At 60.3% G+C, this 25,878-nt stretch carries 28 protein-coding genes; 7 read left to right on the top strand and 21 right to left on the bottom strand.

The genetic code is table 11. From position 1 onward, the window contains the following. The first annotated feature begins 31 nt into the window (after window positions 1-31). The 5 genes from FCS96_RS06930 to FCS96_RS06910 are packed head-to-tail and all read left to right on the top strand — an operon-like array spanning window position 32 to window position 5,981. The gene (locus FCS96_RS06930) at window positions 32-976 is read left to right on the top strand and encodes a DUF58 domain-containing protein (protein WP_138439669.1); all 945 of its coding nucleotides are present in this window, start codon (window positions 32-34) and stop codon (window positions 974-976) included. Beyond that, a complete protein-coding gene (locus tag FCS96_RS06925; protein ID WP_138439514.1) occupies window positions 973-1,443 on the top strand; it encodes a DUF4381 domain-containing protein in 471 nt (156 codons plus the stop codon). The genes FCS96_RS06930 and FCS96_RS06925 overlap by 4 nt, the downstream gene beginning before the upstream one ends. Beyond that, window positions 1,437-2,462 (top strand): vWA domain-containing protein, encoded by a 1,026-nt coding sequence (locus FCS96_RS06920; protein ID WP_138439512.1) that lies wholly within the window; start codon window positions 1,437-1,439, stop codon window positions 2,460-2,462. The genes FCS96_RS06925 and FCS96_RS06920 overlap by 7 nt, the downstream gene beginning before the upstream one ends. Continuing rightward, window positions 2,455-4,257, top strand: coding sequence for a VWA domain-containing protein (locus FCS96_RS06915; RefSeq protein WP_138439510.1), 1,803 nt, complete (start codon window positions 2,455-2,457; stop codon window positions 4,255-4,257). The genes FCS96_RS06920 and FCS96_RS06915 overlap by 8 nt, the downstream gene beginning before the upstream one ends. Further along, the gene (locus tag FCS96_RS06910) at window positions 4,251-5,981 is read left to right on the top strand and encodes a BatD family protein (protein ID WP_138439508.1); all 1,731 of its coding nucleotides are present in this window, start codon (window positions 4,251-4,253) and stop codon (window positions 5,979-5,981) included. The genes FCS96_RS06915 and FCS96_RS06910 overlap by 7 nt, the downstream gene beginning before the upstream one ends. Window positions 5,982-6,034: 53 nt before the next feature. On the opposite strand, the gene ccmI is transcribed toward FCS96_RS06910, so the two are convergent. Genes ccmI through ccmA form a run of 9 tightly spaced genes read right to left on the bottom strand, consistent with a single transcriptional unit; the run spans window position 6,035 to window position 13,268 of the window. Next, window positions 6,035-7,297, bottom strand: coding sequence for a c-type cytochrome biogenesis protein CcmI (ccmI, locus tag FCS96_RS06905; protein WP_138439506.1), 1,263 nt, complete (start codon window positions 7,295-7,297; stop codon window positions 6,035-6,037). A gap of 48 nt (window positions 7,298-7,345) precedes the next feature. Further along, window positions 7,346-7,825: a cytochrome c-type biogenesis protein gene (locus FCS96_RS06900; protein ID WP_138439504.1), complete on the bottom strand. Its 480-nt coding sequence runs from the start codon at window positions 7,823-7,825 to the stop codon at window positions 7,346-7,348. After that, a complete protein-coding gene (locus FCS96_RS06895) occupies window positions 7,825-8,361 on the bottom strand; it encodes a DsbE family thiol:disulfide interchange protein (protein ID WP_138439502.1) in 537 nt (178 codons plus the stop codon). The genes FCS96_RS06900 and FCS96_RS06895 overlap by 1 nt, the downstream gene beginning before the upstream one ends. Next, window positions 8,358-10,358: a heme lyase CcmF/NrfE family subunit gene (locus FCS96_RS06890; protein ID WP_138439500.1), complete on the bottom strand. Its 2,001-nt coding sequence runs from the start codon at window positions 10,356-10,358 to the stop codon at window positions 8,358-8,360. Before FCS96_RS06890 ends, FCS96_RS06895 begins: the two co-directional genes overlap by 4 nt. A 39-nt stretch (window positions 10,359-10,397) precedes the next feature. Then, the gene (gene ccmE / locus FCS96_RS06885) at window positions 10,398-10,883 is read right to left on the bottom strand and encodes a cytochrome c maturation protein CcmE (protein WP_138439498.1); all 486 of its coding nucleotides are present in this window, start codon (window positions 10,881-10,883) and stop codon (window positions 10,398-10,400) included. Between the two features lie 14 nt (window positions 10,884-10,897). Further along, on the bottom strand, window positions 10,898-11,134 hold the full coding sequence (gene ccmD, locus FCS96_RS06880; protein ID WP_138439496.1) for a heme exporter protein CcmD: 237 nt from the start codon (window positions 11,132-11,134) through the stop codon (window positions 10,898-10,900). Beyond that, window positions 11,135-11,881 carry a heme ABC transporter permease CcmC gene (gene ccmC, locus FCS96_RS06875; protein ID WP_138439494.1) on the bottom strand — a complete coding sequence of 249 codons (747 nt, stop codon included), beginning with the start codon at window positions 11,879-11,881 and terminating at the stop codon, window positions 11,135-11,137. 32 nt (window positions 11,882-11,913) lie between these two features. Continuing rightward, entirely contained in the window at window positions 11,914-12,639 is a 726-nt protein-coding gene (gene ccmB, locus FCS96_RS06870; protein ID WP_138439493.1) for a heme exporter protein CcmB, read from the bottom strand. Continuing rightward, the gene (gene ccmA, locus FCS96_RS06865) at window positions 12,636-13,268 is read right to left on the bottom strand and encodes a cytochrome c biogenesis heme-transporting ATPase CcmA (protein ID WP_138439491.1); all 633 of its coding nucleotides are present in this window, start codon (window positions 13,266-13,268) and stop codon (window positions 12,636-12,638) included. Before ccmA ends, ccmB begins: the two co-directional genes overlap by 4 nt. A 176-nt stretch (window positions 13,269-13,444) precedes the next feature. Between ccmA and fliK the strand changes: the two genes are divergently transcribed. After that, on the top strand, window positions 13,445-14,797 hold the full coding sequence (fliK, locus tag FCS96_RS06860; protein ID WP_138439668.1) for a flagellar hook-length control protein FliK: 1,353 nt from the start codon (window positions 13,445-13,447) through the stop codon (window positions 14,795-14,797). Next, window positions 14,794-15,105, top strand: a complete 312-nt coding sequence (locus FCS96_RS06855) for an EscU/YscU/HrcU family type III secretion system export apparatus switch protein (protein WP_138439489.1) — start codon at window positions 14,794-14,796, stop codon at window positions 15,103-15,105. The genes fliK and FCS96_RS06855 overlap by 4 nt, the downstream gene beginning before the upstream one ends. 30 nt (window positions 15,106-15,135) lie before the next feature. Here FCS96_RS06855 and FCS96_RS06850 read toward each other — a convergent pair whose 3' ends face one another. The 12 genes from FCS96_RS06850 to FCS96_RS06795 form a co-directional block, all read right to left on the bottom strand. Beyond that, complete coding sequence (locus tag FCS96_RS06850) at window positions 15,136-15,528, bottom strand: DUF2802 domain-containing protein (RefSeq protein WP_138439487.1); 393 nt, start codon at window positions 15,526-15,528, stop codon at window positions 15,136-15,138. 70 nt (window positions 15,529-15,598) lie between these two features. Next, window positions 15,599-16,087 carry a chemotaxis protein CheW gene (locus FCS96_RS06845; RefSeq protein ID WP_138439486.1) on the bottom strand — a complete coding sequence of 163 codons (489 nt, stop codon included), beginning with the start codon at window positions 16,085-16,087 and terminating at the stop codon, window positions 15,599-15,601. Between the two features lie 134 nt (window positions 16,088-16,221). Continuing rightward, window positions 16,222-17,013, bottom strand: coding sequence for a chemotaxis protein CheW (locus FCS96_RS06840; RefSeq protein WP_138439484.1), 792 nt, complete (start codon window positions 17,011-17,013; stop codon window positions 16,222-16,224). Continuing rightward, entirely contained in the window at window positions 17,006-17,803 is a 798-nt protein-coding gene (locus tag FCS96_RS06835) for a ParA family protein (protein ID WP_138439482.1), read from the bottom strand. The genes FCS96_RS06840 and FCS96_RS06835 overlap by 8 nt, the downstream gene beginning before the upstream one ends. 206 nt (window positions 17,804-18,009) lie before the next feature. Further along, a complete protein-coding gene (gene motD, locus FCS96_RS06830; protein WP_138439480.1) occupies window positions 18,010-18,783 on the bottom strand; it encodes a flagellar motor protein MotD in 774 nt (257 codons plus the stop codon). A gap of 18 nt (window positions 18,784-18,801) precedes the next feature. Then, on the bottom strand, window positions 18,802-19,542 hold the full coding sequence (locus FCS96_RS06825) for a flagellar motor protein (RefSeq protein WP_138439478.1): 741 nt from the start codon (window positions 19,540-19,542) through the stop codon (window positions 18,802-18,804). Next, window positions 19,542-20,696, bottom strand: coding sequence for a protein-glutamate methylesterase/protein-glutamine glutaminase (locus FCS96_RS06820; protein ID WP_138439476.1), 1,155 nt, complete (start codon window positions 20,694-20,696; stop codon window positions 19,542-19,544). Before FCS96_RS06820 ends, FCS96_RS06825 begins: the two co-directional genes overlap by 1 nt. Before the next feature lie 47 nt (window positions 20,697-20,743). Next, window positions 20,744-22,867: a chemotaxis protein CheA gene (locus FCS96_RS06815; RefSeq protein ID WP_138439474.1), complete on the bottom strand. Its 2,124-nt coding sequence runs from the start codon at window positions 22,865-22,867 to the stop codon at window positions 20,744-20,746. Between the two features lie 17 nt (window positions 22,868-22,884). Next, window positions 22,885-23,670: a protein phosphatase CheZ gene (locus FCS96_RS06810; protein WP_138439472.1), complete on the bottom strand. Its 786-nt coding sequence runs from the start codon at window positions 23,668-23,670 to the stop codon at window positions 22,885-22,887. A 20-nt stretch (window positions 23,671-23,690) separates the two neighbouring features. Next, window positions 23,691-24,074 carry a chemotaxis response regulator CheY gene (gene cheY / locus FCS96_RS06805; RefSeq protein WP_138439470.1) on the bottom strand — a complete coding sequence of 128 codons (384 nt, stop codon included), beginning with the start codon at window positions 24,072-24,074 and terminating at the stop codon, window positions 23,691-23,693. A gap of 162 nt (window positions 24,075-24,236) precedes the next feature. Continuing rightward, window positions 24,237-24,980, bottom strand: coding sequence for an RNA polymerase sigma factor FliA (locus FCS96_RS06800; RefSeq protein WP_138439469.1), 744 nt, complete (start codon window positions 24,978-24,980; stop codon window positions 24,237-24,239). A gap of 30 nt (window positions 24,981-25,010) precedes the next feature. After that, complete coding sequence (locus FCS96_RS06795; RefSeq protein ID WP_138439467.1) at window positions 25,011-25,823, bottom strand: MinD/ParA family ATP-binding protein; 813 nt, start codon at window positions 25,821-25,823, stop codon at window positions 25,011-25,013. Window positions 25,824-25,878 lie beyond the last annotated feature (55 nt).

Here is a 25,878-nt window from a genome sequence, read left to right as displayed (position 1 = left end):
TTCACCGATGCGACAGACTGACACCGCCACCATGACTGACTCCGACGCTCTAACCCACATCAGCCTGCCGGACCTGATCCGCCTGCAGGCCGATGCACGTGCGTTGAAGCTGCCCTCGGCCCGCCCGGCGAAAACACGCCAGGCTGGTTTGCAGCGGTCACCGCAACGGGGCCGAGGCATGGCATTCGCGGAGGTTCGCCAATACCAGCCCGGTGACGACATCCGCAGCATCGACTGGCGCGTAACTGCAAGACGCCAGGCGCCCCACACCAAGCTGTACGAGGAAGAGCGGGAACGCCCGGTGCTGTTGCTCTGCGATTTGGGCCCGACCCTGTTCTTTGCCAGTACCGGTGCCTACAAACAGGTGCGGTCGGCGCAGGTTGCCAGCCTGCTGGCCTGGCTGGCGCTCTGGGCCGGTGATCAGGTCGGCGGTATTGTCTTCAACGACCGGTCACTGAGCGTGCTGCGCCCGGCCCGGCGCAAGAAATCCGTGCTGCGCCTGCTGGATACCCTGGCCGACCACCAGCAACAGCCGGGAGCCAAAGCCAACACTCCCGCCGAAGACACCGACACCAATGGCCTCGACCAAGCGCTGGCCGAAGCCCGCCGGGTAGCCCACACCGGCAGCCGCATTTTTGTGATCAGCGACTTCCTTGGCATCACGGAAGACACCCCGACTCTGTTGGGCGCCCTGGCCCGTCACAATTCGGTCAGTGCCATCCGCATCGTGGATCCCCTGGAGCGCGCGCTGCCCAGTAGCGGCCGCTTTGCCGTCGCAGGCCCCGACGGCCCGGTCTGGTTTGATGCCGCCAATACCCGGTTCCAACAAGCCTGGCGACGCAAGGTGGATGCCCATGAGGCCCGCCTGGAACACTGTTTCCGCACCTCGGGCGTGGCCTCGGCCATGGTGTCCACCGGCGAGGAACCTGCAGTGGCGCTGAAAGCGCTGCTGGGGCCGGGAGGCCGGATCGGATGAACCCGCAGGACCCACTGAGCCAACTGAAGGACATTCACCTGCCGGCAACCGGGGGCTTCTGGCCACCGGCACCGGGCTGGTGGCTACTGGCCTTGATTCTGCTGCTAGCGCTTGCCGGACTGTTCTGGCTTGTGCACCGGCGCCGTCGTCGCAATCGCTGGCTGCGCTTGGCCAAAGCCGAACTGTCCGCCTTGGAACATCAGGCCAGCCCGGAACCCCACTGGTTTGCCCAGTTGAACAGCCTGCTGAAACGGGCGGCGCGCCAGCGTTATCCGGACAAACACCCGGAGTCTCTGAGTGGCGAGGCCTGGGTAGCATTTTTGCTTTCGACGGCGCCGAACGACCGAATTGCTTCGCGGCCAATCGTTGAAGCGATTGTGCACAGTAGCTGGCAACCCAAGGCCAGTGCCGACCCCCGACAGGCCACGGAATTTGCCCGCTCCTGGCTGGGAGGTCAGGCATGGTAAGTCTCGCTTATCCTTGGCTGATGCTGCTTGTGCTGGTACCGCTGCTGCTGCAGTGGCGGCGACCCGCGGGACAGTCGGTGGATGCACCGATGCTGCCGGTTGGCCACTGGCTGTCTGACCTACCCGGCGTAAGCCGTCACGGCAGCGCCACCCCGCTTTGGCAGAAACTATTGCTGTTCGTGATCTGGTGTCTGTTGGTGGTGGCGCTGGCGCGGCCACAGCATGTTGGCGAGCAGGTACAACTGCCGGTATCCGGTCGCGACCTGATGCTGGTGGTAGACATCTCCCCGAGTATGGACGAACAGGACATGGTCGTTCAGGGCCGCAGCATCAACCGGCTGCAGGCGGTGAAGGTAGTGCTAGACGATTTCATCAGCCAACGCAAAGGCGACCGCCTCGGGCTGATCCTGTTTGGCACCCAACCCTATGTGCAGGTGCCCCTGACCTTTGACCTGGCAACCGTGAAGACCCTGATGCGGGAATCAGGCCTGGGCATGGCGGGCCGAGCCACCGCCATCGGCGACGCGGTGGGCTTATCGATCAAGCGGCTGCGGGACCGGCCACAGGACCAGCGCGTGGTCATCCTGCTCACCGATGGCGCCAACACCGCCGGCGAAATCACCCCGGACAAAGCCACCGAGATTGCTGAAGCGGCCAGTGTCCGGCTCTACACCATCGGTATCGGTGCCGAATCCATGATACAGCGCGGTTTCCTGGGCTCGCGGCGGGTGAATCCGTCGCGGGATCTGGACGAGGCCCTGTTGACGCGCATGGCGGAGCAGACCGGCGGCCGCTACTTCCGGGCCCGGAGCCTGCCGGAACTGGAACTGATCTACGAAAGCATCAACCAGTTGGAGCCGATTGAACTGGAGGGCAAGTTCTACAGACCAGTCACGGAACTTTTTGCCTGGCCGGCGGGCTTGGCGGCACTGCTGTGGCTGGCCCTGCTACTGCTCCGCCACGGCTCCTCGCTGGTGAAATCTCGCCAGCCGGCGACGAAGAGGGAAACCAATGGCTGATTTCCATTTTCTCCGTCCGTTCTGGCTGCTGCTGATACTGAGCCTACCCATACTGATTTTCACGCTCCGACACCTGCGTCTTGGCGACAGCGGCTGGGCAAGGATCATTCCTGAGCGATTGTTGGCGCCGGTCATCCGCCATGATGGCACCTCCGGCACACAGCACGGGTCGCCGATGCTGCCGGTGTCCCTGGCGGTGATCGCCCTCGCCATTGCCCTTGCCGGTCCCGCCTGGCGTGAGGCACCCACGCCACTGAAACAGCCGGGCGATAGCCTGGTCATCGTGCTCGACCTGTCGCTGTCCATGCTCGCCACCGATCTGGAGCCAGATAGGCTGACACTGGCAAAACGCAAGATCCGCGATATTCTGGACGCCCGTGAGGGCAGCTTGAACGGGCTGATTGTATTCGCCGCCGACGCCCACGTAGTTGCGCCGCTGACCGACGACGGCAAAACCATCGAAGGCATGCTGGATGTGCTGGATCCGGTGATCATGCCGGCCCCGGGCAACCGGGCCGATCTTGCCATTGCCCGGGCCCGTAATCTCCTGCAACAGGGTGCACCGGGCAAGGGGCGGATTCTGCTGATCACCGACGATGTGCCCACGCGCTACCACACCAGTATTTCACAAACCCTGGAAGGCACCGACCTGTCCCTGGATACCCTGGTGGTCGGCACCGAACAGGGTGGCCCCATTCCCCTGGCCAAGCGGGGCTTTATCCGCGAGAACGGCGATATCGTCATCACCCGTGCCAACCCCGACTCCCTGGCCAGCCTGGCCCAGCAGAACGGAGGCGCAAGCGAGCAACTCACGCTGGATGAAAGTGATATCCAGGCCCTGAAGCTGGAACCCACGGAAAGCGATGACTGGCAGGAGACCGACTCTGGCGTCACGGTGAACCGCTGGCAGGATGACGGCTACTGGCTGCTCTGGCTGGTTCTGCCACTGTTGCTGCTGGGCTGGCGCCGGGGCGCCTTTACCGTGCTTGCCCTCACCGTGCTGCCGCTGACGTCGCAGCCGGCCCAGGCAATGGAGTGGGGGGAACTCTGGCAACGGGAAGACCAACGAGCCCCCGAGCTGATTCGTGAAGACCCGGCTGACGCCGCCAACCATCTGGACGATCCGGAGTGGCGTGGAAGCGCCCTGTACCGGTCGGGGCAGTACGAACAGGCCGCCGAGGCCTTTGCCGCCGTCCAGGGCGCGCGTGCGGATTACAACAGGGCCAATGCCCTGGCCCGGGCCGGCCAGCTGGAGCAGGCCCTGGCTGCCTACGACCAGGCCCTTGAACAAGCCCCCGACATGACCGACGCCCGCGAGAACCAGGAACTGGTCAGACAATTACTCGATCAACAGCAGAAAGGCCAGCAACAAAACCAGGGCCAGGAGTCACAACAGCAGGACAATAGTGATTCGCAGAACGGCTCGTCCGATCAGTCCCCCGGCAATCAGGGTCAGGAGCAACCCCAGGAATCCGGCCAATCCGGGAACAGCCAGGACCAGGGCCAGCCGTCGGAGCAGTCGTCCAACAACGGCGCCAACGAGACCGACAGCAACGCCAGCGACTCCCAGGACAACACCGGGGACCAACAGCAGCAGGCGCAATCCCGCGAAGGTACGGACGGCAGCGGCCAGGTGGAAGCACCGGCCCAGATTTCCGAGCAACCCCTATCCCAGGGCCAGGAACAATGGCTGCGCCGGGTCCCGGATAATCCCGGCGGCCTGCTGAAGCGCAAATTCCTGCAACAGTATCAGGAACGCCAGACACCATCCGATGAGGGCGATACACCATGGTAAACCGGCTAATGATCTCTGCCATTCGCGTATTGGTTCTGATGGCGATGGCTACCTTTCTTCACGCCGGGGAGCTCAAGGTCGAACCGGATCGCACTCGGCTTTATGAGGGCGAGGTGCTGACCCTGACCGTGACCGGCTCCATGAAACTGGATATCAACCTGAGCAATCTCTTCAATCTGGACCTGTCCAACCTGCCCTCGCCCGACATCGAAAAGGTGGAACCGGCATTCGAGGTACTGGCGAAAAATCAGCGCTACAGCATTCGCACCGTGAACAACGACATGGTGGGTGAGATCACCTGGACTTACCAACTGGCGCCCCAGCGCAGCGGCAAGCTGACCATTCCGTCACTCAGCTTCAAGGACTCAACCTCGAAACCGGTCAACATTGAGGTCGTCAGCGGAAACCCGCCGGATCAGAACGTGGCCGCCAGCCGGGACAGTTTCATCGAGTTGTCAGCGGACAAGGCCGAAGTATACGTGCAGGAACAGCTGACCATGACCATCCGCCTGTTCTTCAGCGGCAATCTGGTGCGAGGCGAGCTGTCGGAGCCGGAACATCCGGATGCGATCATCGAGCCTCTGGGCAAGCAGAAGGAATACTCCCGCTACCGCGACGGTGTCCGCTACCGCGTGGTGGAACGCCGCTACGCGCTGTTCCCGCAACAACCGGGCGAACTGACCCTGCCACCGATCCGCTTTGAGGGACAGGCCCGCGACGCCAGCGGCAAGCTGATTTTCCTACGCGACAGCGAGCAGCTCTACACCGTTCCGGTGAACGATGTCCCCGCCAGCTATACCGGCGATACCTGGCTGCCCGCCAGCGCCCTGACACTGGATGAGTCCGGGCTGCCCGAGTCCTTGCAGGTGGAAACCGGCGAAAACCTGACCCGCAACATCACCCTGCGGGCGGCCGGGTTACCGGCCGAAGCCCTGCCCCCGCTGCCAGAACTCGCTCCAGAGGGCCTGCGCAGCTACCCCGAGGCGCCGGAACGGAAAACCGACATAACCCCGGCCGGCCTGACCTCGAGCCTGAGTCAGACCCGTGCCCTGGTGCCGGTGCAATCCGGCCCGCTGACCCTGCCCGAAATTCGGATCACCTGGTGGGACACCACCAGCGACAGCGAGCAGGTAGCCGTCATTCCGGCCAAAACGTTGCAGGTGGGTGGTGCTCCGGCGCAGGTTAATGCCTCAACAACACCTTCTGGCACCGATAACGATACGGGCGCCACCACGGGCACGTCAGAGCCCAGGACTTCGAACAATGACACATCCAATTGGCAATGGCTGAGCCTGGCTCTGGCTGCACTCTGGCTGGCAACTCTGGTGTTGTGGTGGCGGGCCCGAAACGGGGGTAACACGCCCAAGTCACAGCGGGCTGCGCCGGACCATCGGGAAAGCGCCCTGTTCGAGCAGCTGATTCAAGCCGCCCGCAAGGGATCGGCCTCAACCCCGGCGCTGCTGGTGCAGTGGGCGAACCAGCGCTTTGCCGGAAAAAACTTCCGGACCGCGTCGGAGGTTATGGCGGGGTTGAATAATGCCACCCTGAGCGCCGAACTTCGGCGCCTGCAGGCGCGGCTGTTTGCGCCGGGCAATGATACTGCGGAGGATTGGGACGGCCGCGCCCTGGCCAAGGCACTACAACAGGTGCGCGAGCAGCGGAATTCTGTCGAGCCCCAAGGCTCCGAACTGCCGCCACTCTACCCCGACAGCCTCTCGGCATAAGCGTGGCGAAACCAGTTTCAGTTATCTGAGGCTCATATTAGGAGGTGTTGCCGTTACTGAGTGAGCTGCTGATCAATCACCAACTCGACCGGCTCACCAGCGTCATCACTGACCTCTGCCGGCACTTCCAGGCTGCCCTGCCAGTCGCCGGGTTGGGCGATAGCGTTGCCTGAGCGGCTCAGCCGGGCGGTCACCATGACCGCCTCGGCGCTGGAGATTTTCGCCTCCGGCGACATCGACTTGCTGTCATCCAACCGTACCTCGGCCGGCAGAGCACCTGCCGTCAGGCGGGTGATCGCCAGGGGCGGGCCACCAGCACCTCCCTGACCACGGGCGAACACAAACAGCACGGTGTCTGCAGGTACCTGATCCCGAAATGCCTCGGACAAGCTCACCCGAACCGTCACGCCCGGGCCTTCTGCCTCGGCAGTTTCGAAACTGGGTGGCGTTTCACCCAGACGCCCGTAAGCTTCCTGAATACCACCCTGAATCGAAGCTAGTTGGGGATGATCCGGCGCCACTGCCACAATCCGTTCCCAGTACTTGATCGCTTCCCGGTAGTTTTCCTGGCTGAAGGCGTAAATGCCCAGTAGGCCCAGGGCGTTCACTTCATCGGGATTCAGTTCACGAGCCGCTTCAATGGCCGCCCTCACCTCAGCGGTCATGGCCCCCTGGCTGCGGAAGAACTGGGCCTGTGCCGCCAGGCCGAGGGCAACGGCACGTGCGTTTTCATTGGGCGCGTATTCCGACAGGCGCCGGAAGGCCGAAGCCGCAGCCTGGTATCGCTCCAGACGCATGTAGCTCTGTCCCAACATGGCCCAGCCATCGGGATTGTCAGGGCTGGCTTCAAGCTTTTCCCGAAGCTGGTCGGTAAGCTCGGCCATCTGGTTTTGGCGGGCGCTGTCAGTCTGCCCCATGGCCTGCATGGTGATGAGCTGTTCCACGTCGTCCATGGCGCCCCACTCCTGGTAAAGGAAATAGGTTGCGACCGGCACCAGCAGAATGGCCACCAAACCCACCGCAATGGCACTTTTTCGGCCACTCAGGGCTGGCCCCATCACAGTCTCATCCGGGACATCATCGAGCATGGCACCGGCGAGCTCTTCTTTCAGCTGCCGGTAGTTGTCGTCGCCCAATATTCCCGCCTCGTACTCGGCGTCCAGTTCCTTCATCCGGCTCCGATAGGCCATCAGGTTCTGGTTTCTGAAGTCAGCTCGCTCTCTCGCCGCTGAGCTGTGAAAAAGCACCGGATACAACACAAACGCAAGGGCCAGGATGATGAGTACCGTTGCGGCAATCCAGAAGGTTTCAGTCATGGAGATATCGTCACAGGTTCAGTCATGAGTGCAGCAGAGAAGAAGCGATCAGGCTCGATTGTCCTGATCGTCTTCTGCAAGAATCTTGGCCACGCGGGCCTTCTCTTCGGCGGTCAGCTCCGGTGTCTCGTCGGTTTGCCGACGAGAGCGCACGATGACACCGATCACCACCAGCAAACCGCCTAGCACGGCAATGGCGGGCGTTGCCCACAGCAGGATGGTGCGTTTCTCGACCTGAGGCCGGTACAGGATAAATTCGCCAAAGCGGTCTACCAGGGCATCGACGATCTCGTCATTGCTCTCGCCCGTGCGCATGCGTCGGTAAACCTCTGCGCGCATATCCTTGGAGATGGGCGAGTTGGAATCGGCAATATTCTGGTTCTGACACTTCGGACAGCGCAGCTCCTCGATCAGGTCCTGAAAGCGTTGCTCTTGCTGTGTGGTCTCGAAGTTGTAGACATCGGCCACCTGCGCACTGGCCATGGGGGCCAGCATCAGCAGTGCGGCCACGAGGGCAAAGCGGGCCATCAGCCATTCTCCCGGATATCGTTGATCACCGGCAGCAGGGTTTCCTGCCAGACCTTCTCGTTGACCACACCCACGTGCCGATAGCGCACCACACCCTGTTCATCAATCACGAAGGTCTCCGGCGCGCCATAGACCCCCAGATCGAACCCCAGGGTGCCCCTGGGATCGTAGATTGACGTGCTGTAAGGATCACCGAGCCGCTCCAGCCATACCAGGGCATCCTCCCGGTTATCCTTGTAGTTCAGGCCAATGATGGACACGCCCTTGTCTTGGGCCAGCCACATCAGATCGTCGTGCTCGTCGCGACAGGCAGGACACCAGGTGCCCCACACGTTCAGCAGTTGCACCTTGCCCTTGAACAGTGACTCGTCCAGCAGAGTATCCGGGGTGTTCAAATCCTTCAGACTGAACGCCGGCACAGGCTTGCCGATCAGCGCCGATTCCAGTTTGGTGGGGTCTTTCCCGATACCGGCGAACAGCACCACGCCCAATACGACGGCAATCAGCAACGGCAGAAACAGGAAAAAACGCTTCATGATACTGCTCCAGCGGATTCGGTGGCGTTGCCGGAAGGGACACCGGCGTTGCTTTTCTGGGCCGAGCGTTCACGCACCCGGTAGCGACGGTCGGAAATGGCCAGAAAACCACCAGCCGCCATGAAGATGGCACCCAGCCACAGCCAGCGCACCAGAGGCTTGTACTGCAACCGAATGGCCCAGGCGTTGTCGGAAATCCGCTCGCCAACGGCCACGAAGATGTCGCGGAACAGGCCGGCGTCAATATCCGCCTCGGTCATTACACTCATACCTACGGAGTACTGACGCTTCTCCGGGTGCAGGTCGGCAATCTTCTCGCCGTCCACCAGCACATCAAAGCTGCCGTACTGGGCGGTAAAATTGGCGCCCCGGCGCTCGCCAATATCCCGGAACACAAACTGGTAATCGCCCACGGTGGCCACATCACCTGGCACCATGCGCACATCCCGCTCAATGCCGTAGTTGGAGACAATGGTGGCACCCGCCATGGTGATGGCCAGGCCCAGATGACCGAAGACCATGCCGTAGTAGCTGCGAGACTGGCGCTTCAGGCCGTGCAGGCGGCCTTTGCGAGACGCGGATTTTTCCCACAGGTCCCAGAAGGTCGCCACCGCCACCCATACGGCGGTAAAAACACCGGCACAGGCCCAGGGCGTAAAGCCACCGTAGCCAACCAGAACCGCCGCGGTTACCACCAGGCTGATCGCCAGCGGCCACAGCAACTTGCGCCCGAGCCAGCCGCCATCGGTCTTTTTCCAGCGGGAGAAGATACCAGCGCCCATCAGCAGGCCGGTTGCTACTGCCAGCGGGCTGAAGGTGATATTGAAGAACGGCTCGCCAATGGACAACTTGCCCATTTCCAGATAATCCAGCACCAGCGGGTACAGGGTGCCGACGGCCACCAGCAGCGTGGCGGAAACCAGCATCACGTTGTTAAGCAGCAGGAAGATTTCCCGGGACATCGATCCGTACCTGGCGCGGACATGCACCACCGGCGCCCGGAACGCGTAAAGGGTCAGGCTGGCGATCACGGTCACGGCCAGCAGAGCCAGCAGGAACACACCGCGCTCGGGATCAGAGGCGAAGGCATGCACTGAGGTCAGCACGCCGGAGCGCACCAGGAAGGTTCCCAGCAGGCTGAGCGCAAAGGTGACAATGGCCAGCAGAACGGTCCAGCTTTTGAAGACACCGCGCTTTTCGGTCACCGCCAGGGAATGCATAAGTGCCGTACCGGACAACCAGGGCAGCAGCGAGGCATTCTCGACCGGATCCCAGAACCACCAGCCGCCCCAGCCCAGCTCGTAATAAGCCCACCAGCTGCCAAGCGCAATACCGATGGACAGGAACGACCAGGCTACAGTGGTCCAGGGCCGGGACCAGCGGGCCCAGGCCGCATCCAGACGGCCGTTGATGAGCGCGGCGATGGCAAAAGCAAAGGCCACGGCAAAGCCAACATACCCCATGTACAGCATCGGAGGGTGCACGATCAGACCGAAATCCTGCAGCAGTGGGTTCAGGTCAGCGCCGTCCGCAGGCACGTTGGGCAACAGGCGATCAAAGGGATTGGAAGTAATCAGGATAAACAGCAGGAAGCCAACGGTGACCATGCCGAGGATGGACAGCACTTGGGACACCACCACCGACGGCAAGCGGCGACTGAACACTGCCACCGCCAGGGTCCAGCCCGCCAGCATCAGAATCCACAACAGCAGCGAGCCTTCGTGGCCGCCCCAGACGGCGCTGAATTTGAAGTACCAGGGCAACAGGCTGTTGCTGTTATTGGCGACGTAGGCCACGGAAAAGTCGTCGGTGAGAAAGGCTTGGGTAAGTACCGCGAACGCCAGGGCGACAAAGACAAACATGCCGGACGCCAGCGGGCGGGCAAACGCCTGCAGGTTATCCCGTCCGGCAATCGACCCCACCAGTGGAATCACGGAAAGGAGCACTGCCAACAACAGCGAGAGAATTAGTGCGAGCTGTCCGAGTTCCGGATACATCAGAGCCCTCTGGCCACTTGGCCGTTTATAGTTTGAAAATCAGTACGTAGGTGCGTTGCTGGAGCCTTCACCGTATTTTGCTCCGTATTCCGCCCGATCCTTGGCGGACTTCGCCAGCGCATCCGCCACCTCCGGTGGCATATAATTCTCATCGTGTTTCGCCAGGACTTGGTCGGCAACAAACCGGCCCTTACCGTCAAGCTTACCCATGGCAACCACACCCTGCCCTTCGGCAAACAGGTCCGGCAGGATACCGACATACACAACCGGAACCGAGGCGCTGAAGTCGGTCACCCGGAACTCCACCTGAAGGCTCTCTGGGTCACGCAGGACAGAGCCTTCCTCGACCATACCACCAGCGCGGATGCGGACATCCACTGGCGCTTCTCCGGCAGAGATCTGGCTTGGGTCATAGAACAGGTTAATGTTCTGGCGCAACGCGTAAGTGGTCAAGCCGACCGCCACCGCGATACCTGCGATCAGAAACAGGACGATGGTCAGTCGTTTTTTACGGATAGGATGCATTCAGTATCTGCCATTCAGTCTTGAGAAACTTTTACCCGGGTAAACGTCGCCGGCGCCGGTTGCGCCGAGCCGCGCCCGCTTTCGTCTGTGGTTTCGTGCACCCGGCGGCAGGCTTGCAAAACCGCCCGGTGTCGGCGCCATGACCAGAGCATCATGCCCGCGATGAGCACTACAAAGACGCCGTAACAGACCCAAACATAGGGGCCGTGGCCATCCATTAAGATAAAGGCGGTAAACGAGTCGAACGCCATTTAACCGGCCCTCCGCGCCAGTACATGTTCTTTGACCCAGCGCGTGCGCTGCTCACGTGCGAGGATTTCTGTCTGCATGCGCAAGCAGGCCAGCCAGCCGAACAGCAGGTACAGGCCCAGCACCGACAGCAACAGGGGCACCCACATTTCCGCCGGCATGGACGGTTTTTCGGTCAGCTTGAATGTCGCGGGCTGATGCAGGGTATTCCACCATTCCACGGAGTACTTGATGATAGGGATATTGACCACCCCGACCAACACCAGTACCGCAACCGCCCGAGCCGCGGACTTTTCATCATTGATGGCCCGGTCCAGGGCAATCGCCCCGCCATAGAGAAATAGCAGGATCAGCATGGAGGTGAGCCGGGCATCCCAGATCCACCAGGTGCCCCAGGTCGGCTTGCCCCAGACCGCGCCGGTAAACAGGGCCAGAAAAGTCAGCACCAGGCCAACCGGCGCAACCGCCTTAACGAAGACATCCGCCAGCTTCATCCGCCAAACCAGTGTCACCACGCCAGCCGTCGCCATCATGATGTACACCGACTGCGCCAGGAACGCCGAGGGTACGTGAATGAATATGATCCGGTAACTGTTGCCCTGAAGGTAATCCTTAGGTGCAAAGGCCAGGCCCCAGACCAGACCCACGGCCAGCAGGGCCAGTGCGCCCGCCAGCAACCACGGCATCAACCGGGTTGCGATCCCGAAGAACCATTTGGGAGAACCCAGTTTATGAAAAATCTGCCACATCAGACGGATACCCTAAGCATCATCAATTATTCCTAGCTGTTCGACAGGCTGATTTTCAGCGCTGCCGCGGCCGCAAACGGTGCCAGTGTTATCGCCAGGACCAGAAACGCTCCCATCAGGGCCACGTAGGCTCCTACCGGAGCGCCCTCCGTTGCTGCGGCCACTGTGCCAGTGCCAAAGATCAGCACCGGAATGTACAGTGGGATGATCAGCAGAGACAAGAGCACACCGGCGGAGCGCAGCCCCAGGGTCAGTGCCGCGCCGATGGCGCCGATCAGGCTCAGCACTGGTGTTCCGATCAGCAGCGTTAGACACAAAACTGCGATGGAGTTCCCGTCGAGGTGCACCATTACCCCCAGTACCGGCGCCAACAGCACCAACGGCAAGCCGGTCAGCACCCAATGCGCCAGGGTTTTCGCCAGCACCAGCAGGAACAGCGGCTGCGGTTGCAGCACCAACTGCTCAAGAGTGCCGTCGTCAAAATCGTGGCGAAACAGGTGGTCCAGGGACAGCAACACGGACAAAAGCGCGGCCACCCACAGGATACCCGCTCCCGCCTCGCGCAGGAATGACACTTCCGGACTAACTCCCAGTGGGAACAGTGTCACCACCATGACAAAAAACAGCAGGGGATTGAGCAGATCCTGGCGCTGCCGGAAGGCCACTTTCATATCCCGGCTGAAAACCGCCCTCATGGCGGCAACAGTACTTACGGCAGATTCCTGGGGTTTGATCAGCGGACGGGTTTCAGCGTTCATTGCGCAGCCACCTCACCCAGCTTAATGCTCCGCATGCCGGGCAACTGCAACTCGTGGTGCGTGGTGACCACCACGGCCCCGCCCTCAGCGGCGCGCTGCTGTAGCAATGCTTCAATGGCGCTGACACCCTTGGCGTCGATGGCGGTGAACACCTCATCAAGCAACCACAGCGGTTCGTCGGCGATCAGCAATCGGGCCAGAGCGACACGTCGCTGCTGACCAGCGGACAGGCGTCGACAGGGAACATCGTGAAAGCCGTCCAGCCCGGTCCCAGAAAGCGCCTGGTGTAGCACGGAATCGGCGACAGGGCGACGGGGCGCCACCAAGGCGCGCAGATTCTCCATCGGAGTCAGCAGCGCCTTGATGCCCGGGCGATGCCCGAGGTACAGCACATTGCGCAGGAATTCCTCGCGGTGCCAGTTGCGTGACTTTCCGCACCACAATAGCTCGCCGGACCAGGCATCGTTGAGGCCCGCCAGGATTCTCAGCAAGGTGGTTTTGCCGGTTCCGTTTGCCCCCTCGACACGGGTAACCGTACCGGGCAGTATGGAAAATGAAAGGTCACGGAACAGCATCCGCTCATCTCGTTCACACTGAAGATTGGTCGCCTGTAGGATCGGCTCAGACATCAGGGCCCCGTAACCAGGACGATGCGCGCACACGCAGCATCGGATGCATTCAACACGGACATGGCGGGTGCAGACATTTTTTCACGGCAAGACCCACCGGCGCGGCGTATTATAACGAAACCCCGGGCGGATTACTCTTGCCCAACATCAAATCGCCCAACACCAAACCAATTGCGATGAAACTACCGACTGGCCCTCAGCCGACTCAGCCCACTGCGCCGTCTTCTACCTCGCAGCCTTCAAGCACGGCGGCGAGCCAGAAGGTCACAGCCGATCTGCCGGCCTCGGCCCGTCAGCAACTCGACGCCTTGCAGCTTGCCAATCGGCAAACCACACTGGCCAGAGTCGCCGAAGTAATCATCCGTCAGTCCGGAGAACGATCGGAACTGCTGCTCGATGTGCGCGGCAAATCCCTGACGGTGGACGCATCCATTGGCAACACCCGTCTGCAACCGGGAGATTGGGTAAAGATCATGCGGGCCGGCAACGAACTGCAGTTGATGGGGAAGCTGGCACCGGCCCAGGCACCCGCAGTCGCCAAGGCACTGGCCCAGCACCTTCCCTGGCAACAAAACCTGGAGAGCGGCCTGAGCCGGATGCTGGCGAGCCTGAACCAGGGCCTGATACCAGACCCGAGCCCGGGCCAGTTGCCATCCGCTCGCGTGGCGCAACCGCTGCCGGAAGCGGCCCGGCAGAGCATTCAACAGGTGCTGGCGAGCCTGCCCACTGCCACCAGTTTAAAACCAGGCAGCGGAGGCCAGGAGCAGCCGCTGCAGCAGGTTAAACAGTGGATCGCCGAGAGCGGCGTGTTTGCCGAATCCCGGCTGGCGCAGAATCCTTCAGCCAACGTCCCCGACCTGAAACTGGCCATCGGCCGGGTGATCACCGCCCTGCTGGCACAGCAAGGCCAGGGTCCGGAACAGTTCACCCGCATCACCCCGCTGGCCAGCCCCGAGCTGGTTCAGGCCCCGCTGCAATTCCCGCAGCCAGTGAGGCCCTCGCCCGCACCGACTAGCAGCGAACCTACCACTGTGGGACAGATGCTGCGGCTGCTGGCCGGCATGCTCAACCGAATTACCGTTAACCAGTTGCACAGTCAGGTACTGGCGGCCCGGAGTGGCGGCGACGCACCAGCGCCACTGACGACGGTCCTGCTGGAACTGCCTTGGGTGACGCCCCAGAACGAACCGAAAGTAGCGCAATTGCGCATCGACCAGCACCCGGACGAACGAGGTGACAAGCGGGATCCTCAGAAAGCGGCGACCAGCGAGTGGCGACTCTCGCTGGCCATGGACCTGGACGATGCCGGCCCCCTGCACTTCGACGTGGCGTTGCGTCAACACTCGGTCAGTGCCAGGGTCTGGGCAGACAAACAAAGCACTCTTCGCCAGGTGAACGAGGAACTGCCCCTGCTACGACAAAGCCTGACCGACCTCGGCCTGGATGTGACCGAGCTGGAATGCCGGCGAGGCAGCCCGGAAGGCTCCGTCACTCGACTAGAGCACAGATTAGTGGATACCCAAGCATGACCGAACGTTCGTCACACCAGACCACTCATGCGGCTGTTGCATTGAAATACGATGGTGAACAGGCACCCACGATTGCGGCTACCCGCACCGAGGAGATGGCGCAGGAGATCGTCAGGATAGCGCGGGAGCACGGCGTGCCGCTGTACGAGAATGCGGAATTGGCCAGCATCCTGGCTCGACTCTCACTGAACGAGGAGATCCCGGAGAGCCTGTATCGGGTGATTGCCGAAATTCTGGCGTTTGCCTTTCACATCCGCGGCCGCACGCCCGAAGACGCCGGCCGCAAAGATGATTCCGCGGCCATTTAACAGGCCACGGGATTGCCGTGAGCGTCTTGCTTAAGCCGCCTGCCGCTTCTTCAGAGCCGAGACCAGCTCCGCTTCCGGGCGGGAGATGCCGCAGGTGTTCATCAAGTCCTCGATGTCTGCTCCCAGATCCACCAGGCGCGAGGCCTCGTCATAAGAGATCCGCAGCGGATCGTTCTGGCGCATTTCATCAAGCGTAGTTCGGAGTTCATGCAGCTGCCGCTCACAGCCCACCAGCCGTTGACCAATCCCCACACTGCCACTCGTGGTGGCATGTAGCTCTCGACCCAGGGAATCGCAGCGGTCTTTAAGAGACGCTTTCAACTGCCGAATCTGGCGACCATGGACAAAGCCCTGAATGACCAACAACGCGACAACACCGGCGGTCAGTGCCCAGGGAAGGTAGGAAGGAATTTCTGCAAACATGACGGACGTCTCCCGTGATTTAACTCGAAAGGCGTCCATCCGTAGCACTGTGGCCCCAAGGGCCTTTTTCTCACAGTGCGGCGATTTCCGCCCATTCGTTTTCAGACAACATTTTGTCGAATTCAACCAGGATGATCAGCTCACCATCCTTGTTGCACACGCCCTGGATAAACTTGGCACTTTCCTCGTTACCCACGTTCGGTGCAGTTTCTATTTCACTGGACTTCAGGTACACCACCTCGGCCACGGAATCCACCAGAATTCCCATGACCTGATTGGCCGATTCCATCACCACAACCCGCGTTGAGTCGGTCACTTCGGCATCCGCCAGACCGAACCGGCGACGGGTATCGATCACCGTGACCACGTTACCCCGCAGATTAATGATGCCGAGCACGTAATCGGGTGCACCGGGGACCGGAGCAATTTCCGTGTATCTCAGCACCTCCTGAATCTGCATGACATCCAGACCGTAGGTCTCGTCATCCAATCGGAAGGTCACGTACTGCAGTACCTGATCGTCCTGGACCTGATTGTGTTGTCCGCTCGGGGAAGCCATAGCACTGTATCTCCTCTGTGGCTGCCCGGCGGGCAACCTGATCGTCAAAAAGTCATCATCAGTGCCCAATACTATAGTTAAGGGCACAAACCGTGCCAGCGTGGCACGGTTTCAATCAGTAACTGACGCTTTCGTCAGCTCAGATCCAGATGTTGTTCGCGTTCGGCCCGCACCAGAAGGTCGGCCATGGTGCGCACATCAATGAGTGCACACATATGATCAATCACGGTTCCGGCCAACCAGGGCCGCTTGCTGCGCGCACTGCGCCAACGCACTTCGTCCGGCCGGAGGGTAAACGACTGGGCCACGTCGTCACAGGCCAGGCCCCACTCGCTGTTATCCAGACGAATGACAAACCGGTAGTTGTCCCGGGCATTCTCGGGGACTCGTCCAGCCATGATCCATTCGGCCGTATCCACTACCCGCAGATTCTGATCACGATCCGGGCGCATGCCCATGTACCAGCGCGGACTGCCCGGAATCGGTCGAATCTCGCTTTCATCCTCTACCCGATGAATGGCGCCCAGCAAAATCAGTGGCACCGCTAACTGAAGCCCGGCAACGGTAAAAATCAGGCATTCGAAGGGCGCCTCTGACCAATCGGGACGGGCCAATGGCGCCTGCTCTGCAGGCTTTGGCTCCGGTGCATGACGGACTTCCACCTCGGGCTCAGCCGTTACAGGCTCCGGAGGTGCAGACTCTTCCACCACCGGTGAGGGCGGCTCTGGCTCTGGCTCAGGTTCCGGTTCCAGAACCGGTGCTGCCACCGGCTGCTCGATCGGCCGGGCTTCCACCTGCTGCTCCGGCGCCAACACGTCAACCTCTTCACGCAGCGCGGAGTCCGTCGCTGTGTGCAGCAAATCGTCCAGGTAACTGGCAATGGCACTGGCCGGGTCCGCCAGCTTTGTCATTTTTTCGTCAGGCATGCTGACGCTCCTTGACCGACCCAGTCCGCGTCAAAAGATCGTCAAGCAGTTTGGTGTAGGCGCGAACGCCGTGGGTGGTGGCATCCACGGCCGAGGGAACTATACCAGCCTGGCTGGCGTCCCGGAATTTGGTGTCGACTGGTATTGCAAAGCGCCACAGTGTATCCGGGTAAGTTTTTCGCAACAGGTTCAGACTCTTCACCGACGCCTGGGTACGGCGATCATACAAAGTCGGAACAATAGTGTAGGTCAATTCGTTCTTCTGGGACCGCATGATCATCTTCAGGGTATGCAGCATGCGCTCCAGACCCTTGATGGCGAGAAATTCGGTCTGTACCGGAATTACCAGATGCTGAGCAGCCGCCAGGGCATTGACCATCAAAACGCCCAGCGACGGCGTATTGTCGAGAATGACGTAGTCAAAATCGTCCCACAACTGGGCCAGAGCCCGGGACATGATCAGCCCCATGCCCTCCACGCCGACCATCCGACGCTCCAGCGTTGCCAGCGCCGTACTCGCGGGCAGCAACGAAAGGCCGCGGCAGCTGGTCTCGGTGATGAGCTGGGCCGGCAGCCCCTCGGGCACCTTGCCCTGATGCTGAAACAGATCAAACACACTGTGCGCAATGGTATCCGGATCGTAACCGAACCAGCTCGTGAGTGACCCGTGCGGATCCAGATCCACGACCAACACCCGCTTACCGCGCTCGGCCAGCATTCCGCCCAACGCAACCACGGATGTGGTTTTGCCAACACCACCCTTCTGATTGGCTACTGCCCAGATTCGCACGTATGTCTCTCCAAAGAAAACGCCATGGCAGCAGCGGTGGACGCTGCTGCATTCCGGTTTATCGGCCACTTGCCCGGCAACTTGAACACCGATGACTCACCGCAAACCAGCTGCAACGGCAATCGGTTGCCGGGAAAACTACTGCCATGAGTTAATACAGGAACCGTGCCAACGCCGCCATACGCATGTGTCGCGGATCTGCGCTGTCAGCGCATGGCCCCGCGCACACTGGCATCACGAGAAATTAGCAGGACCACCCGGCGGTTACGCCGACGTCCCTCATCAGTGTCGTTGCGGGCAACCGGCTGGAACCGACCGTAACCCACTGCGGCCAATCGTTCGGGCTCAATACCCTCCATCGACAACATGCGCACCACCGCCGCGGCGCGAGCTGTCGACAGCTCCCAGTTGGAGGGAAAACGCTGGCTGCTGATGGGCTGGTTATCGGTGAACCCTTCGACCTTAACGGCGTTATCACGATTTCGCAGCACCGTGGCAATCTTCTCGATCACGGCGAAGGCATCGTAGTGCGGTTCGGCATCACCGCTTCCGAACAGCAGGCTGTTAGGAAGGTTCAGTTCCAGCCAGCGATCACTGGACTCCAAGGTAATGACGCCCTGACTGATCAATTCTTCAAATTCCAGGGACAACTGATCGGCCATGGCACTGAGCGCCCTGCTCCGCACCTCCGCTTCGCGCTCCGGATTGCCGGGCGCTTCGGTTACCGGCAAGGAAATGACCGCATCGTTGGTCAGTTGCTGTGGCTGATCCCCCACCTCGATGGGCTGAAAGGAGCGCTGGGGCGCATTAAACACGCCAGTCAGAGTTTCCGAGAGCACTTTGTACTTGCCCTGGTTCACTGACGACACCGAATACATCACCACAAAAAAAGCGAACAGCAAGGTAATGAAATCCGCATAGGAAATCAGCCACCGCTCCTTGTTGTGAAGATCTTGCTGGGACTGCCTACGGCGTCGCATACGATGCCCCGATCATGGTTACTGCAGGAAACCCCGCAGTCGCATTTCGATGGATTTGGGGTTTTCCCCCTCGGCGATGGCAATGATGCCGTCGATCATCATGTCCTGATACCGGGTGCGCTCCCGGACAATGCCACGAAGCTTGTTGGCAACCGGAAAGAACAGGAGGTTAGCGAGCGCCACCCCGTAAATGGTCGCAACAAAGGCGGTGGCAATTCCGCTGCCCAGGGATTGTGGATCTTCCAGATTGGTCATCACCTGAATCAGGCCCATGACCGCGCCGATGATTCCGATGGTCGGCGAATACCCGCCCATGGCTTCGAAAACCTGGGCTGACTCCAGATCGCGCTGCTCCCGGGATTCCAGATCCACTTCCATGATCCCGCGAATGGTTTCGGTTTCGGCACCGTCCACCAGCAACTGCAGGCCCTTACGGGCGAACAGTTCAGGCTCCCGCTCGGCCAGGCCTTCCAGCCCGAGCAGCCCCTGCTTGCGGGCCTTTACGCTCCAATCAATCACTTTGCCAATGCCATCTTCCATGCTGATGAACGGCGGCACCAGCACCCAGCGCACCTGCTGGAATGCCCGCTTCAGAATCGGCCAGGAAGTTTGCAGGATCGTTGCCGCAAGAGTGCCGCCCACCACGATCAGGGCAGCCGGAGCGTTGAACAGAGAACTGAGCGCGCCACCCTCAAGCAGATTGCCGCCCAGTATGGCGGCAAACGCAAGTACGATGCCCAGAAGACTCAGAATATCCATCAGGAAACGCCTTCTACCAGGCGTGGCCCAATCTCTTCGAGCGCCAGAATTTCATCACTGAGACCGGCTTTTGCGACCGCCATGGGCATGCCATAGATGACCGAGGATTTTTCATCCTGGGACCAGACATCGGATCCGCTCTGCTTCATCATCCGGCAGCCTTCCTTACCGTCCGCCCCCATGCCGGTGAGAATCACACCCAGAGTCTTCCCGGGGAAACTGCGCGCCAGTGAACCGAAGGTAACATCAACACAGGGCTTGTAGTTCAGGCGCTCATCGCCGGGCAGGATGCGAACCCGGCCCTGGCCACCGCGATTTTCGATCATCATCTGTTTGCCACCGGGCGCCAGTAACGCCAGGCCCGGCTTGAGCAGGTCGCCGTCTTCGGCCTGGCGAACCTCAATCTGGCACAACTTGTTCAGGCGCTCGGCAAAGGCCGGGGTAAAACTGGCGGGCATGTGCTGAATCAACACAATAGGCCGCGGGAAGGACGCCGGTAATGCCGTCAACACCCGTTGCAGGGCTACCGGACCTCCGGTGGAAGTCCCGATGCCGACTACGTTGTAGTGCTTGGCCGGTCCACGCCGGTACGAACGTCGGCTGACTTCCGCTTCTGCGGCAGCCTCCGGCGTGCGCCGAACCGGGGATGAGCGCGGTGCGGAGGATAACGGTGCGCGAGTACGCGCTGCGGTGTTGTCTCGAGCGGTGCCTGGCGCTGGCTTGCTGACCGGAGCTGAGGTCGGCCGGACGCCGGGCCGGCTGCGGGCAACATCGAGAATGCGATCGATCAGGATGCGCTGGAGTTGACTGCCGTCTCGGGCAATTTCTTCGAAATTCTTAGGCAGGAAATCCACCGCTCCGGCTTCCAGCGCATCCAGGGTTACCCGGGCGCCTTCATAAGTGAGCGACGAAAACATCAGCACCGGTGTTGGGTGCTTTTTCATGATTTCCCGGACTGCCGAGATACCATCCATCACCGGCATCTCGTAATCCATGGTGATGACGTCCGGCCGCAATTTTGCCGCCAGCTCGACACCCTCGCGGCCATTGGTGGCCACGCCTATTACTTTGATCTGGCCGGAGCTTGTCAGAATTTCCGTCAGCCGTTTGCGAAAGAAACCTGAATCATCCACGACCAGGACAGAAACTGTCATCCATTTCTCCTAACGAATTCCGCTTCCACGTCCGAGCCGGACCGGCGTCAACTGTAGTGCTGCAGCAGGCTGGGAACGTCAATAATCAGGGCAATACGGCCATCGCCCGTAATGGTGGCTCCCGCCATGCCTGGAGTACCCTGGAGCGCCCTGCCCAGCGGCTTGATAACCACTTCTTCCTGGCCCACCAGCTGATCCACCACAAAGCCCACCTGCTTGGTTCCCATGGCTACGATCACCACATGGGCGTTGGCAGGCTCTTCCTGACCCTTACCCTTGCCCACCAGCCAACGCTTGATGTGGAACAGCGGGAATACTTTGTCCCGCACGACGATGCATTCGCGACCATCGACAATATTGGTCTTGGTAAGATCCAGGTGGAAAATTTCCACCACATTGACCAGCGGCAGCGCGAACGACTGGTCGCCCAGCATGATCATCAGGGTCGGCATGATCGCGAGGGTCAGCGGCACCTTGATGATGATTCTGGAACCTTTGCCCAGCTTAGAGACAATGCTGATCTGGCCGTTGAGCTGACCAATCTTGGTCTTGACCACATCCATGCCAACACCACGTCCGGAGACATCCGAGATCTGCTCCTTGGTGGAAAAACCGGCGGCGAAGATCAGGTTGAAACACTCGTTCTCGGTGAGCCGATCGGCGGCGTCCTGTTCGTAAACGCCCTTCTCGACGGCTTTGCGGCGCAGCACCTCGGGATCCATGCCGGCACCATCGTCCTCAATGGCCAGCAGGATATGATCGCCCTCCTGCTCGGCGGACAGAGTGACTGTGCCCTGGCGCGGCTTGCCGGCTTTTTCCCGAACGTCAGGCGCTTCGATACCGTGGTCTACGGAGTTCCGTACCAGGTGAACCAGCGGATCGGACAGGGCTTCCACCAGGTTTTTGTCGAGATCCGTGTCTTCCCCGTGCATCACGAGGTTCACTTCTTTCTTCAGGCTGCGAGCCAGATCCCGAACCACGCGCGGGAAACGGCCAAACACTTTCTTGATCGGCTGCATGCGGGTTTGCATGACCGCCGCCTGCAGATCGGTGGTAACCACGTCGAGGTTGGAGACGGCCTTGTGCATATGCTCGTCTTCGCTGGACGCACCCAGGCGCTGCAACCGGTTACGCACGAGCACCAGTTCGCCCACCATATTCATGATGTCGTCCAGGCGCTTGGTGTCTACACGCACGGTAGTCTCAGCAACCGGCGACGTGTCTCGGGCAGGCGCAGGGGCTGCGGCGGCCGTCGGCTTGGCTTCAGCCTTCTTCGGCTCGGTTTTCTTTGGCTCGACTTTCTTTGGCTCACTCTTCGGAGCGGCCGCCGGTTCCGCAGCTGGCGTTCCGGTCTCGCCGGCACCCGCGGTGGTTGGCGCACCGCCTTTGCCATGCAGCTCATCCAACAGCTTTTCAAATTCATCGTCGGTGATCAGATCGTCACCACCAGCGGCTGATTCGCTGCCGCTCGCTGCCGCACCAGTATCAGCCGCAGGCGCAGACTCATCGGCAGCCACTGCACCGGCAAACTGGCCTTTACCGTGGAGCTGATCCAACAGAGCCTCAAATTCATCGTCGGTGATGTCGTCATCGCCGGAGCCACCGCCTGATGCCGAGTCGACTTTGGCCGGTTCATCAGCGACCGCTGGGGATTCCGGGGCAGCGCTTCCGTCCTGCAGCGCATCCAGCAACTGCTCGAACTCGTCATCGGTAATATCGCCACCGTCGTCTGCCGCTTGCGGCGCCGTCGCTGGTGCGTCTTCACGGGGCTGCACTTCGCCTGCGGGCTCTGCAAAAGCGTCGAGGGAGGCAATGAGCTGGTCAGGGGCCGGTGTTAACGCTTGGCCATTCCTGACCTGATCGAACATCGAATTGACGTGGTCGAGGGTCTCCAACACCACGTCCATAAGCTCGGAGTCCACTTTGCGTTTGTGGTTCCGCAAGATATCGAAAACGTTCTCAGCCGAGTGGCAGCAGTTGACCAGGGCCTCAAGCTGCAGGAATCCGGCACCGCCCTTGACGGTGTGAAAACCGCGGAAGATGGCGTTGAGCAGATCACTGTCATCAGGATTTTGCTCAAGGTCTACCAACTGTTCTGACAGTTTTTCAAGAATCTCACCGGCTTCCACCAGGAAGTCCTGGAGAATCTCATCATCGGCATCAAACGCCATGGGCAACCCTCATTAGTTCAGAAACCGAGACTGGACAGCAGATCATCAACGTCATCCTGCCCCGAAACTACATCTTCACGTTCTTCGGCCTTGATCTGTGGCCCTACACCCTGCTCTGCCGAAACCTCGGTTTCATCAATCCTGTGCACGGTGCCAGTCAGCTGGTCTACGTGGCTCGCCATCACCACGAGACTCAGCATCTGTTCTTCAACTTCCTTCACCAGCGCGGTGACCTTCTGGATTACCTGACCGGTGAGGTCCTGGAAATCCTGGGCCAGCAGAATTTCCGACAAGCTGTTGTACATGCTGTCGGCATCAGCGGTCAGGCTCACGAAGAACCGATCAATACGGCCATACAGCTCTCGAAATTCTGCCGGCTGCATCTCGCGCCGACGCAGGCGTTGCCATTCGTCCCGGAGTTCCGTGGCTTCATTGCGGACCGCATTCGCCACCGGCATGGTCTCTTCAACCAGATCCATGGTGCGATTGGCAGCCTGGCTGGTCATCTGCACGACGTATTCCAGGCGATCAGAGGCGTCGGTCATTTTCGACAGCGCTTCCTGTTGCTCGGCACTGCGAGGATCTATCTGGAAATTCCGGATCGCTTCATGAAGACTCCGGGTGAGGCGTCCAACCTCACGGTACAGGCTTTGATCCCTGACCTCGCTCAGCTCGTTAATCACCGTCATCGCTTGGGCAAAATCGCCGGCCTGCACACTCTTGGCCAACTCTTCACTCTGACGCTGGAGCTTTTCAGTCACCTCCGGATCGAGGCTCTGATGGTTCGTCTTGCTATTGCTCATGAGAGCCATCCGACCTCTGGTTACTGAATACGTTCGAAGATTTTCTCAATCTTTTCTTTAAGCACAGCGGCCGTAAATGGCTTGACCACATAGCCATTCACACCGGCCTGGGCGGCGGCGACAATCTGGTCGCGCTTGGCTTCTGCGGTCACCATCAGCACCGGCAAGGTCTTCAGGCTTTCGTCCGCGCGGACGGCTTTCAGGAGATCGAAACCGGACATGCCCGGCATGTTCCAATCGGTCACCAGGAAATCGTACTTGCCGCTTTTCAGCATCGGCAGCGCGGTATTGCCGTCGTCTGCTTCGTCGGTGTTGCTGAACCCAAGATCGCGCAGCAGGTTCTTGATGATCCGTCGCATCGTGGAAAAATCATCCACGATCAGGATTTTCATGTTCTTGTCCAATGGGACCTCCAGTTAGTCACACCCGGAATTCGTTTGACCGTTGAGCTCGAAACCTAACGGGCCGTCTTTTAAACCACGTATTGTCTGATCTTTGATGACCATGTAAAGCGCCGGTTACCAAAAACTACACAGCGCTATGAACCGGACACACCTTATTCGTTATCAATCGTTGGCATCCCGCTGCCAGTCGGCCAGCCGCCCACGCAGTCGCAGTGCGGCCTGGCTGTGAATCTGACTGACCCTGCTTTCGCTTACCCCGAGGACGGCGCCGATTTCTTTCAGGTTCAGCTCTTCCTGGTAATACAGACTCAAAACCAGTTTTTCGCGCTCCGGTAATTCGTCAATGGCGTGCGCCAGGTTGCGTCGGAAGGCGTCGGAAGCCAGGCCATCCAGAGGATTATCACTGGTCTCTGATCCTTCTATCGGCAGCTCTCCAGATTCATTGAGCTCATCAAGGCTAAAAAGTCGTCCGCTGTTAGCGTCCGATAGCGAGGCGTGATACTCCGACAGCTCCATACCCAACTCTTCGGCCACTTCAAGATCCTGGGCTTCACGGCCTTCGCGGTCTTCCACGGCCTTAATCGCCTGGGAGATACGGCGGGCGTTGCGGTGCACGGACCGGGGCACCCAGTCGCCCTTGCGGATTTCATCCACCATGGCGCCGCGGATGCGGATTCCGGCATAGGTTTCGAAGGTAGCGCCTTTTGCGGAGCTGTAGCGTTGGGCAGCCTCAAGCAGACCAATCATGCCGGCCTGTATAAGGTCTTCCAACTGCACTGAAGCCGGTAGCCTGGCCATCAGGTGCAGCGCTATTTTCTTGACCAGCGGGGCCTGCTCTTCAATGAGACTGGCCTGACCCGAGGCGCCGGCCTGCTGGTAGATTCCCAGGTTATTCGTCAATGTCATGTATCCGGTGTTGTTATGATTGGATCAGATTCAGACTTCGACGAGCCGCTCCACAAAAAACTCAAGATGTCCCCGAGGGGATGAAGGTAACGGCCAGCTGTCAACTTTATCTGCCAAGGCCTTGATTGCCAGTGAGGCCTTGGCGCGGGGGTAGGCATCCAGCACAGCCCGCTGGCGCTGTACTGATTTCTTGACGGCCTCGTCGTAGGGCACCATGCCCACGTATTGCAGGGCTACATCAAGAAATCGTTCGGTGACCCGGGTCAGTTTATCGAACAGGTGGCGTCCTTCCTGTTCGTTACGCACCTGATTGGCGAGAATACGAAAACGGTTGGTGCCGTACTCCCGGTTCATGAGTTTGATGAGCGCGTAGGCGTCAGTAATGGAGGTAGGTTCGTCGCATACTACGAACAACAGCTCCTGGGACGCGCGCAGGAAACTGACCACCGACTCGGAAATACCGGCGGCGGTATCAACGATCAACACGTCAATTTGGTCACTCAGTTCACTGAAGGCGTTGATCAGGCCCGCGTGTTCCATGGGGCTCAGGTGGGTCATGCGCTGGGTCCCGGAGGAGGCCGGAACAATTTTGATGCCACTGGGGCCATTGACCAAAACGTCCTTCAGGTCACACTCACCCGAGAGCACATCGGCGATGTTGCGATTGGAGGTAATTCCGAGCAGCACGTCAATGTTGGCCAAACCCAGGTCGGCATCCAGGATCACCACGCGACGGCCTTTCTGTGCGAGGGCGATACCGAGGTTAACCGACACATTACTTTTGCCGACCCCACCCTTTCCGCCAGATACCGCAATCACCTGTACCGGATTTGCTCTGCTCATGTTGACTCTTGTCTCTCGCCAGTTTCGTCGAAGGCTCGTCTTACCAAACGGCGCC

Source organism: Marinobacter alexandrii (assembly GCF_005871205.1).
GTDB classification, from domain to species: Bacteria; Pseudomonadota; Gammaproteobacteria; order Pseudomonadales; family Oleiphilaceae; genus Marinobacter; species Marinobacter alexandrii.
The sequence above is the reverse complement of the archived record's forward strand: the minus strand, read 5'-3'. Positions and strand labels throughout refer to the sequence as shown.

Bases quoted from the DNA above. Each gene is read 5' to 3' on its own strand.
- FCS96_RS06930 (WP_138439669.1), top strand. From the start codon at position 32: ATGACTGACTCCGACGCTCTAACCCACATCAGCCTGCCGGACCTGATC.
- FCS96_RS06925 (WP_138439514.1), top strand. From the start codon at position 973: ATGAACCCGCAGGACCCACTGAGCCAACTGAAGGACATTCACCTGCCG.
- FCS96_RS06920 (WP_138439512.1), top strand. From the start codon at position 1,437: ATGGTAAGTCTCGCTTATCCTTGGCTGATGCTGCTTGTGCTGGTACCG.
- FCS96_RS06915 (WP_138439510.1), top strand. From the start codon at position 2,455: ATGGCTGATTTCCATTTTCTCCGTCCGTTCTGGCTGCTGCTGATACTG.
- FCS96_RS06910 (WP_138439508.1), top strand. From the start codon at position 4,251: ATGGTAAACCGGCTAATGATCTCTGCCATTCGCGTATTGGTTCTGATG.
- ccmI (WP_138439506.1), bottom strand. From the start codon at position 7,297: ATGACTGAAACCTTCTGGATTGCCGCAACGGTACTCATCATCCTGGCC.
- FCS96_RS06900 (WP_138439504.1), bottom strand. From the start codon at position 7,825: ATGGCCCGCTTTGCCCTCGTGGCCGCACTGCTGATGCTGGCCCCCATG.
- FCS96_RS06895 (WP_138439502.1), bottom strand. From the start codon at position 8,361: ATGAAGCGTTTTTTCCTGTTTCTGCCGTTGCTGATTGCCGTCGTATTG.
- FCS96_RS06890 (WP_138439500.1), bottom strand. From the start codon at position 10,358: ATGTATCCGGAACTCGGACAGCTCGCACTAATTCTCTCGCTGTTGTTG.
- ccmE (WP_138439498.1), bottom strand. From the start codon at position 10,883: ATGCATCCTATCCGTAAAAAACGACTGACCATCGTCCTGTTTCTGATC.
- ccmD (WP_138439496.1), bottom strand. From the start codon at position 11,134: ATGGCGTTCGACTCGTTTACCGCCTTTATCTTAATGGATGGCCACGGC.
- ccmC (WP_138439494.1), bottom strand. From the start codon at position 11,881: ATGTGGCAGATTTTTCATAAACTGGGTTCTCCCAAATGGTTCTTCGGG.
- ccmB (WP_138439493.1), bottom strand. From the start codon at position 12,639: ATGAACGCTGAAACCCGTCCGCTGATCAAACCCCAGGAATCTGCCGTA.
- ccmA (WP_138439491.1), bottom strand. From the start codon at position 13,268: ATGTCTGAGCCGATCCTACAGGCGACCAATCTTCAGTGTGAACGAGAT.
- fliK (WP_138439668.1), top strand. From the start codon at position 13,445: ATGAAACTACCGACTGGCCCTCAGCCGACTCAGCCCACTGCGCCGTCT.
- FCS96_RS06855 (WP_138439489.1), top strand. From the start codon at position 14,794: ATGACCGAACGTTCGTCACACCAGACCACTCATGCGGCTGTTGCATTG.
- FCS96_RS06850 (WP_138439487.1), bottom strand. From the start codon at position 15,528: ATGTTTGCAGAAATTCCTTCCTACCTTCCCTGGGCACTGACCGCCGGT.
- FCS96_RS06845 (WP_138439486.1), bottom strand. From the start codon at position 16,087: ATGGCTTCCCCGAGCGGACAACACAATCAGGTCCAGGACGATCAGGTA.
- FCS96_RS06840 (WP_138439484.1), bottom strand. From the start codon at position 17,013: ATGCCTGACGAAAAAATGACAAAGCTGGCGGACCCGGCCAGTGCCATT.
- motD (WP_138439480.1), bottom strand. From the start codon at position 18,783: ATGCGACGCCGTAGGCAGTCCCAGCAAGATCTTCACAACAAGGAGCGG.
- FCS96_RS06825 (WP_138439478.1), bottom strand. From the start codon at position 19,542: ATGGATATTCTGAGTCTTCTGGGCATCGTACTTGCGTTTGCCGCCATA.
- FCS96_RS06820 (WP_138439476.1), bottom strand. From the start codon at position 20,696: ATGACAGTTTCTGTCCTGGTCGTGGATGATTCAGGTTTCTTTCGCAAA.
- FCS96_RS06815 (WP_138439474.1), bottom strand. From the start codon at position 22,867: ATGGCGTTTGATGCCGATGATGAGATTCTCCAGGACTTCCTGGTGGAA.
- FCS96_RS06810 (WP_138439472.1), bottom strand. From the start codon at position 23,670: ATGAGCAATAGCAAGACGAACCATCAGAGCCTCGATCCGGAGGTGACT.
- FCS96_RS06800 (WP_138439469.1), bottom strand. From the start codon at position 24,980: ATGACATTGACGAATAACCTGGGAATCTACCAGCAGGCCGGCGCCTCG.
- FCS96_RS06795 (WP_138439467.1), bottom strand. From the start codon at position 25,823: ATGAGCAGAGCAAATCCGGTACAGGTGATTGCGGTATCTGGCGGAAAG.